The 587-nt window shown below is 64.9% G+C and carries 1 protein-coding gene; it reads left to right on the top strand.

What is annotated here, in order from left to right; all coding sequences use genetic code 11:
• Positions 1-26: 26 nt before the first annotated feature.
• Positions 27-587: LLM class flavin-dependent oxidoreductase (locus ACFWJO_RS41130; RefSeq protein ID WP_386873543.1), on the top strand; the 561-nt coding region annotated here is incomplete at its 3' end.

The raw sequence follows: 587 nt of genomic DNA, 5'->3' as shown, positions 1-587 counted from the left end.
TGCTCGGGGTGGGCACCGGGGAGGCATTGAACGAGATCGCGACAGGCTTCGCGGGTCAGTGGCCGGAGTTCAAGGAGCGGTTCGCGCGGCTGCGGGAGGCGGTCCGGTTGATGCGCGAATTGTGGCTCGGCGACCGGGTCGATTTCGAGGGGGAGTACTTCACCACGAAGGGGGCGTCGATCTACGACGTGCCCGAGGGTGGGATTCCGGTGTACATCGCCGCCGGTGGTCCGGTGGTGGCCCGGTACGCCGGTCGTAGCGGTGACGGGTTCATCTGCACGTCCGGTAAGGGCATGGAGCTGTACACGGAGAAGTTGATGCCTGCCGTCGCGGAGGGGGCGGCGAAGGCCGGCCGTGATGTGGCGGAGATCGACAAGATGATCGAGATCAAGATTTCGTACGACACGGATCCCGAGTTGGCGCTGGAGAACACGAGGTTCTGGGCGCCGTTGTCGTTGACGCCGGAGCAGAAGCACTCGATCGACGATCCGATCGAGATGGAGAAGGCAGCCGATGCGTTGCCGATCGAGCAGGTGGCGAAGCGGTGGATCGTGGCGTCGGATCCGGATGAGGCGGTGGCGCAGATC

It is taken from the genome of Streptomyces sp. NPDC127092 (assembly GCF_042722475.1).
GTDB lineage: Bacteria > Actinomycetota > Actinomycetes > Streptomycetales > Streptomycetaceae > Streptomyces.
This window is presented reverse-complemented; position numbering and strand designations above follow the sequence as displayed.